We start from the raw sequence: 1,616 nt of genomic DNA on the forward strand, positions 1-1,616 counted from the left end.
TTGTTGGCGATGACCCCGCCGATCGTGCATGCGATTTCACTGGCCGGGTCCGGGCCCAGCGCCCGTCGATGGCGACTGAGCCGCTGGTTGACTGCCCGCACGGTTGCCCCCGGTTGCACGCGTACCGAATTGCCGTGATCCAAGACCTCGATGGCACCGAAATGCCGGCGCGTGTCAGCGAGGACTCCGGCCGTCACAGCCTGGCCCGACAAGCTCGTCCCACCGGAACGGAACGTCAAGGGAGCGTTGCGGCGCCCGCACACCCCCAGCATTGCGGCAATGTCCTCAGCGGAACCGGGCGAGGCAACGATACTGGGAATAAGCAAATATGGCGAGGCGTCGTGGGCGCCTGCATACAGGTCCAGGGTCCGCGTCGTCACCGCATCATCACCCAGAACAGCAGCCAGCTCAAGCTCCAGACGGCGGCTACCTGACAACGTTGCCGGCTCATTGACCGTCGGGACTCCAACGGAGTCGCCTGTTGATGTATGGGACATCAGGATCCTTTCCCATCCTGCACCGCCTTTGGCGCTGCACCATTTCAAATATTCGTCCCTGCGGCGACGAAGCACCTAACCATGGCCCGCCTGGGACGATCATCGTCATCTCATCGGGCGGCCGTCGGCAATGATCCCTCCATCACGGATAGCCGGAGCCGGGACTGGTCGGCCCCCACCGTATGGCACGGTCCCGGGCCCCTACTGGACGGGCACTGGAGCAGCACAGCACGATTCGCTGTGGACAGAATGACACACATTCTTGACATGTGCCACCTAGTATTCTAGCTTGTGTTGTACGCAACAAAGCTGTGTTGCGGACCACACAATCGGAAGGTCGCCGCTTTGGTTTCTTCCGAGGACCGTCAAAATCAGGTCCGTCCAGAAATGAAGTGACATTGCCCGCTCGGCCGCTGAACGCAGCAGGTCAGTGCGCAGCTCTCGTCCAGGAAGTCAGAATCCTGGACCGTCCAATCATCTATTGATCCGGACCGCGTTCGTAACCAATCATCCGTGACTGCTGGTTCCCCTCGATGGGGAGGTGGGATCGTCACGCTGTTTTAGGAGGCCCCATGGATGCCCGCACACGACGGCAGGCTTTGTTCGCCGGTACCATCGGCAACGTAGTGGAGTGGTACGACTTTGTGTTGTACGGCTACTTCGCAACCACGATTGCCGCGTTGTTTTTCCCCAAGACCGACCCCACCGCCGCCCTGCTTTCGACGTTCGCCGTTTTCGCCGTGGGCTTCCTGTCCCGGCCGGTAGGGGCCATCATCTTCGGTCGCCTGACCGACAAGGTGGGCCGCAAGACGTCGCTGATCGCTTCGGTCGGTTTGATCAGCGCCGCGACCATCGCCATGGGCGTGCTGCCCGGCTACGGCGCCGTGGGTATCGTCGCCCCGGCGCTGCTGCTGTTGTGCCGGCTCGTGCAGGGCATCGCTGCCGGTGGTGAGTACACCTCCGCCTTGACCTACGTCGTCGAGCACGCCCCGGCGAACAAACGCGCAAGCTTCGCCGGTGTTGCCGTAGCGGGGTCTTATGGCGGGTTCGTCCTCGGGTCCCTGGTGTGCATCCTGATGACCTCGCTCACGACATCCGAGCAGTTGCTTTCTTGGGGCT

Annotated in this window: 2 protein-coding genes; one reads left to right on the forward strand and one right to left on the reverse strand. The window is 62.3% G+C overall.

The window, feature by feature from the left end; genetic code table 11:
- Positions 1-497, reverse strand: a 497-nt coding sequence (locus tag ACFV20_RS36805; RefSeq protein ID WP_385665463.1) for an FAD-binding oxidoreductase, incomplete at its 3' end; no start/stop codon positions are given.
- 572 nt (positions 498-1,069) lie between these two features.
- Between ACFV20_RS36805 and ACFV20_RS36810 the strand changes: the two genes are divergently transcribed.
- The coding region (locus tag ACFV20_RS36810; RefSeq protein WP_385665466.1) for an MFS transporter at positions 1,070-1,616 on the forward strand (547 nt) is incomplete at its 3' end.

The sequence above is a fragment of the Streptomyces sp. NPDC059696 genome (assembly GCF_042733745.1).
GTDB lineage: Bacteria > Actinomycetota > Actinomycetes > Streptomycetales > Streptomycetaceae > Streptomyces.